This is a genomic window from Roseomonas sp. TS2 (assembly GCF_058833935.1).
On record NZ_JCACVY010000220.1, the window covers coordinates 1 to 6,408 of the forward strand.

A 6,408-nucleotide genomic window follows, 5' to 3' on the forward strand; every position below is an offset into this window, starting at 1 on the left:
TGCCGCACCACCGCCTCCGCCGCGCCGTCGCCCCCCACCAGCGCCAGCACCCGCTCGCCCGCCGGCCAGGGGCCGGCGATGGCGTTGGCGCGCATGTAGCCGGTCACGTCGGCATCGACGCGCTCGGCGGTGCGGCGCAGCGCCATCTGCCGCAGCGCCGCCAGATTGCCTTCGCGGAAGAAGCCGCGCAGCGCCCGCGCCGCCTGCTCGGGGGCATAGACCTTGCCCTGGCGCAGCCGCTCCAGCAGCTCGGCGGGGGGCAGGTCGATCAGCTCCACCGCGTCGGCGCCGGCCAGCAAGTGGTCGGGCACCGTCTCCTGCACGCGGATGCCGGTGATGCGCGCCACGTCGTCCGCGAGGCTCTCCAGGTGCTGGACGTTCATCGTCGTCCAGACCTCGATGCCGGCGTCGCGCAGCTCCTCCACATCCTGCCAGCGCCGGGGGTGGCGGCTGCCGGGTGCGTTGCCGTGCGCCAGCTCGTCCAGCAGCAGCACGCCGGGCGGGCGGGCTGAGGGGTGGGCGAGGGCGGCGTCGAGGTCGAACTCCTCCAGCGCCTGGCCCCGGTAGGCGATGCGCCGGCGCGGCAGCAGTTCCAGCGGGCCGATCTGCGCCGCCGTCTCGGCCCGGCCATGCGTCTCGACCAGCCCCACCAGCACCGCGCCGCCCGCCGCGTGCAGCCGGCGCGCCGCGGCCAGCATCGCGTAGGTCTTGCCGACGCCGGGGGCGGCGCCGAGGAACACCTTCAGCCGGCCGCGCCCCGCGCGCGCGGCGAGCGCCAGCAGCGCATCGGGGTCGGGGCGGGAGGAGGCTTCGGCCATGCCGGCCGAGACTAGCGCGCCCATCCTGCCCGCAGCGAGCGGAGATGTTGATTTTTATGGATTTTTTATGCACGGGCCGGGAATTCCACATCGCCTCTTTGCGGCGGCCGGGCCTATCGGGGGTGGTGCCGGCGGCGGCCTCCGCCCGCCGCCTTCCTTTCGCGGAACACCCCAATGACCGACCTCCTGCTGCTGGCGCTGGGCCTCGGCTTCTTCGGCCTGATGGCGGCCTACGCCGCCGCCTGCGACCGGATCTGACCGCCATGCCCGGCCTGCTGGACCTGATGCTGGGCGGCGCCGTCAGCCTCGGCCTGCTCGGCTACCTGCTGTGGGCGCTGCTGCGCCCCGAGGATCTGTGACGCCATGACCCTCCTCGGATGGGCGCAGATCGCCCTGACCCTGGCGCTGGCGGCGCTCGCCGCCGTGCCGCTCGGCCACTACGCCGCCGCCATCGCCGAGGGGCGGGTGCGCTGGCTGCGCCCGCTGGAGGCGCTGCTCTACCGCGCCGGCGGCATCGACCCCACGGCCGGGCAGGGCTGGCGCGGCTATGTGCTGGCCATGCTGGCGGTGAACCTCGCCGGTTTCCTGCTGCTCTACGCCCTCCTGCGGCTGCAGGGCGCGCTGCCGCTCAACCCGCGCGGCTTGCCCGGCCTCTCGCCCTGGCTGGCCTTCAACACCGCCGTCAGCTTCGTCACCAACACCAACTGGCAGGCCTATTCCGGCGAGGCGGCGATGTCCTACCTCGCGCAGATGGCCGGGCTCACGGTGCAGAACTTCCTCTCCGCCGCCACCGGCATCGCGCTGGCCCTCGCCTTCTGCCGCGCGCTGGCGGCGGGCGGCGTCGCGCGGCTCGGCAATTTCTGGGCCGACCTCACCCGCGTCACCCTCTATCTGCTGCTGCCGCTCGCGCTGCTGCTCGGCCTGGCGCTGGTGGCCTGCGGCGTGCCGCAGACCCTGGCCGACTATGCCGAGGCGCGCACGCTGGAGGGCGGCACGCAGCTCATCGCGCTCGGGCCGGCGGCGTTCCAGGTGGCCATCAAGCAGCTCGGCACCAATGGCGGCGGCTTCTTCGGCGTCAACTCCGCGCACCCGCTGGAGAACCCGAACGCGCTCTCCAACCTGCTGCAATGCTGGGCCATCCTGGTGCTGCCCTTCGCGCTCTGCATCACCTTCGGCCGGCTGGTGGGCGATGCGCGGCAGGGGCGCGCCCTGCTGGCGGTGATGCTGGGCTTCGTGCTGGCCGGCACCGCCGCCATCTACGCCGCCGAGGCCGCGGGCAACCCGCTGCACCTCGCCGCCGGGCTGGACCCGGCGCCGGGCAACATGGAGGGCAAGGAGGTGCGCTTCGGCACCGCGCTCTCCGCGCTCTGGGCGGCGGCCACCACCGGCGCCTCGAGCGGCAGCGTCAACGCCATGCATGACAGCTTCACGCCGCTCGGCGGCATGGTGCCGCTGTTCCTGATCCAGCTCGGCGAGGTGCTGCCGGGCGGCGTCGGCTCCGGCCTCTACGGCATGCTGGTCTTCGCGCTGCTCGCCGTGTTCATCGCCGGGCTGATGGTGGGGCGCACGCCGGAATATCTCGGCAAGAAGGTGCAGGCGCGCGAGATCAAGCTGGCCATGCTGGCGGTGCTGGTGCTGCCGGCCGCCATCCTGGGCCTCACCGCCGTCTCGCTGGTGCTGCCCTCGGCCACCGCATCCCTCGCCAATGCCGGGCCGCACGGCCTGTCGGAGATGCTCTACGCCTACAGCTCGGCCGCCGGCAACAACGGCTCGGCCTTCGGCGGGCTGGCGGCGGACACGCCCTGGTTCAACACCACGCTGGGCCTGGCCATGCTGCTCGGCCGCTACGCCTACCTCGTGCCGGTGATGGCGATCGCCGGCAGCCTGGCGGCCAAGCCGCGCGCCCCCGAGGGCGCCGGAACCCTGCCGACGCACGGGCCCCTTTTCGCCGGGCTGCTGGCGGGGGTGATCCTGATCCTGGGCGGGCTGCAATTCCTGCCCTCCCTCGCCCTCGGCCCGCTCGCCGAGCATTTCTCCCTGCTGGCCGGCAAGACCTTCTGAGGCACACGCATCATGGACACGCACATGCCCGCGCCGATGCCCGCGCCGGCCACCGCCGCGCGCCGGGACCCATCCGCCCCCGCGCTGCTCGACGGCCCCCTGCTGCGCCGCGCCGCGCTGGACGCGCTCCGCAAGCTCAACCCGGCGCAGCTGCTGCGCAACCCGGTGATCTTCGCCACCGAGGTGGTCTCCATCCTGGTGACGCTGCTGGCGCTGCGCGCGGCGCTCTCGGGCGGCGCCTGGGGCTTCTCCGCCGGCATCGCGCTGTGGCTCTGGGCCACGGTGCTGTTCGCCACCTTCGCCGAGGCGGTGGCGGAGGGGCGCGGCCGGGCGCGCGCCGAGAGCCTGCGCCGCGGCCGCGGCGAGACGCGCGCCAGGCTGCTGCTGCGCGCCGGCGACCGCAGCCTGTGGCAGCCCCGCGCCGCCACCGAGCTGCGCGTGGGCGACCTGGTGCTGGTCGAGGCCGGCGAGCTGATCCCCTCCGATGGCGAGGTGGTGGAGGGCATCGCCTCGGTGAACGAGGCGGCCATCACCGGCGAGAGCGCCCCCGTCATCCGGGAATCGGGCGGCGACCGCAGCGCCGTGACGGGCGGCACCACCGTCGTCTCCGACTGGCTGGTGGTGCGCATCACCGCCGCGCAGGGCGGCACCTTCCTCGACCGGATGATTGGACTGGTGGAGGGCGCCTCCCGCCAGAAGACGCCGAATGAGATCGCGCTCGACATCCTGCTGGCGGGGATGACCATCGTCTTCCTCATCGCCGTCGTCACGCTGGTCGGGCTGGCTTCGTGGAACGGCGCGCCGCCCGCCGTGCCGGTGCTGGCGGCGCTGCTCATCACCCTGATCCCGACGACGATCGGCGGCCTGCTCTCGGCCATCGGCATCGCGGGGATGGACCGGCTGCTGCGCTTCAACGTGCTGGCCACCTCCGGCCGCGCGGTGGAGGCGGCGGGCGACGTGGACGTGCTGCTGCTGGACAAGACCGGCACCATCACCCTCGGCAACCGCCAGGCGGCGGCCTTCATCCCGGCGCCGGGCGTGGCCGGGAAGGATCTGGCGCGCGCCGCCCTGCTCGCCTCGCTGGCCGACGAGACGCCGGAGGGCCGCTCCATCCTGGCCTTCGCGCGGGAGCGGCACGGGCTCGCCGTGCCGGCCCTGCCGCCGGGTGCCGTGGCGGTGCCCTTCACCGCGCAGACCCGCCTCTCGGGGCTGGACACGCCGGAGGCGCGCTTTCGCAAGGGCGCGGTGGAGGCGCTGCTGAAGGCCACCGGCACCACCGCGCCGCCGGAGGTGGCGCAGGCGGTGGAGCGCATCGGCCGCCAGGGCGGCACGCCGCTGGCGGTGGCGCAAGACGGCCGGCTGCTCGGCCTCGTCGCGCTGCAGGACATCGTCAAGCCCGGCATGCGCGACCGCTTCGCCGCGCTGCGCCGCATGGGCATCCGCACCGTGATGGTGACGGGCGACAACCGCCTCACCGCCGCCGCCATCGCCACCGAGGCGGGGGTGGACGATTTCATCGCCGAGGCCACGCCCGAGGACAAGCTGCGCTACATCCGCGCGGCGCAGGGGGAGGGCCGGCTCGTCGCCATGGCGGGCGACGGCACCAACGACGCGCCCGCGCTGGCCCAGGCCGATGTCGGCATGGCGATGCAGACCGGCACCCAGGCGGCGCGCGAGGCCGGCAACATGGTCGACCTCGACAGCGACCCGACCAAGCTGATCGAGGTGGTGGAGATCGGCAAGCAGCTGCTCATCACGCGCGGCGCGCTCACCACCTTCTCCATCGCCAACGACGTGGCGAAGTACTTCGCCATCCTGCCGGCCATCTTCGTGGCGCAGTATCCGGAATTGCAGGCGCTGAACCTGATGCGGCTGGAAAGCCCGGAGAGCGCCATCCTCTCGGCGGTGATCTTCAACGCGCTGATCATCGTGGCGCTGGTGCCGCTGGCGCTGCGCGGCGTGCGCTACCGCCCCGCCGGCGCCGCCGCGCTGCTGCGCCGCAACCTGCTGGTCTACGGGCTGGGCGGCCTCGTGGCGCCCTTCCTGGGCATCAAGGCCATCGACCTGATCCTCTCGCTGCTGGGGCTTGCCTGAACCATGCGAAGCATCCTCCGCCCCGCCGTCACCACGGTCGGGCTGTTCACCCTGCTGCTGGGCCTCGCCGCGCCGCTGGCGATGACCGGCCTGGCCAACGCCCTGTTCCCCGCGCAGGCGGGCGGCAGCCTGATCGCGCGGGAAGGCCGGGTCATCGGCTCCGCCCTGGTCGGGCAGGGTTTTTCCGAAGCACGCTACTTCCACCCGCGTCCCTCGGCCGCGGGCTACGACGCCAGCGCCGGCGCCGCCTCGCAGCTCGGGCCGAGCAGCGCCACGCTGCTGGAGGCGGTGCGCGGGCGGGTGGCCGGGGCCGGGGCCGGGCCTGCGCCGGTGCCGGCGGATGCCGCTACCGCCTCCGGCTCGGGGCTCGACCCGCACATTTCACCGCAGAACGCGCTGCGGCAGGTGGCGCGCGTGGCGGCGGCGCGCGGCATGGAGGAGGCGCGGCTGCGGGAGATCCTGGCGCGGCATGTCGAGGGGCCGCAACTCGGGTTGCTGGGCGAGCGGCGCGTCAACGTGCTGGCGCTCAACCTGGCGCTGGATGCCGGGGAATGAGCGGCGGGAGGGGGCGCCGCCCCTCCCGGAACCCCGTCAGTAGACGATGAAGCCCTTGATGGCGTCCATCATTGCCTGCGGCTCGTCCACCCGGATGGAGTGGCTGCTGCGCTCGAAGACGCGCAGGTCCGAGCCGGGGATCAGGCGATGGATCTCCTCGGAGAATTCCGGGGCGCAGATCCAGTCGTGCCGCCCGGCCAGGATCAGCGTCTTCGCGGTGATGCGCGAAAGCTCGGGGCGCAGGTCGAAGCCCTCGCGCAGGAAGCCGCCGGGGCGGAAGGCGCGGTTCAGCGCTGCCGGCTCGTGCCGGGTGCGGGCACGGCCGGGGGCGGCGGCGGCCTCGTCGTGGCGCACGGCGTAGAGCGGGCCCATCACCGCATAATACTGCTTCAGGTCCTCCACCGTGGTCAGCGTGCCGTCCCACAGGCGCTGGCACATGACCTGCTGCTCCGGCGTGCCGCGCTCGGCCACGATCTCCTGCGCGCGTTGCACGAAGCCCGAATGTGCGGCGGTGACGACCAGCACCAGGTGCGAGACCGCCTCCGGATATCTCGCCGCATGCGCCATGGACACCATGCCGCCATAGGAGGTGCCGATGGAGACGATGGGGCCCAGGCCAAGATGCTGCCGCAGCGCCTCCAGGTCCTCCACATTCTCGTCCAGCGTGTAGGTCTCGGGGTCGCCCTTGGCGGAGCGGCCCTGGCCGCGATGGTCGACATAGACGAGCTGCATCCGCTCGGCGAGGGGCGAGAAGCCGGGCTTGAAGCCGCTGTGGTCGCCGCCCGGGCCGCCGTGCAGGATGAAGGCCGCCGGCCGCTCGCGCATCTCCGCGCCGTCGGGTACCAGGCCCATCCCCTCCACGTCGAAATAGATCTCGGTG

Annotated in this window: 6 protein-coding genes; 4 read left to right on the forward strand and 2 right to left on the reverse strand. The window is 73.6% G+C overall.

Annotated features, from left to right (window positions below):
* On the reverse strand, positions 1-842 hold an 842-nt coding region (locus ACZJYS_RS21720), incomplete at its 3' end, for a histidine kinase (RefSeq protein WP_493180291.1).
* A gap of 239 nt (positions 843-1,081) precedes the next feature.
* Here ACZJYS_RS21720 and kdpF point away from each other — a divergent pair.
* The 4 genes from kdpF to kdpC are packed head-to-tail and all read left to right on the forward strand — an operon-like array spanning position 1,082 to position 5,528.
* A complete protein-coding gene (gene kdpF / locus ACZJYS_RS21725; RefSeq protein WP_219929795.1) occupies positions 1,082-1,177 on the forward strand; it encodes a K(+)-transporting ATPase subunit F in 96 nt (31 codons plus the stop codon).
* 4 nt (positions 1,178-1,181) lie between these two features.
* Positions 1,182-2,879 carry a potassium-transporting ATPase subunit KdpA gene (kdpA, locus tag ACZJYS_RS21730; RefSeq protein ID WP_493180292.1) on the forward strand — a complete coding sequence of 566 codons (1,698 nt, stop codon included), beginning with the start codon at positions 1,182-1,184 and terminating at the stop codon, positions 2,877-2,879.
* A gap of 36 nt (positions 2,880-2,915) precedes the next feature.
* Positions 2,916-4,973, forward strand: coding sequence for a potassium-transporting ATPase subunit KdpB (gene kdpB, locus ACZJYS_RS21735; protein ID WP_456316935.1), 2,058 nt, complete (start codon positions 2,916-2,918; stop codon positions 4,971-4,973).
* Between the two features lie 3 nt (positions 4,974-4,976).
* Complete coding sequence (kdpC, locus tag ACZJYS_RS21740; protein ID WP_493180293.1) at positions 4,977-5,528, forward strand: potassium-transporting ATPase subunit KdpC; 552 nt, start codon at positions 4,977-4,979, stop codon at positions 5,526-5,528.
* A gap of 36 nt (positions 5,529-5,564) precedes the next feature.
* Here the strand turns inward: kdpC and ACZJYS_RS21745 are convergent.
* Positions 5,565-6,408 (reverse strand): alpha/beta fold hydrolase (locus ACZJYS_RS21745; RefSeq protein WP_493180295.1); only part of this gene is annotated, 844 nt, incomplete at its 5' end.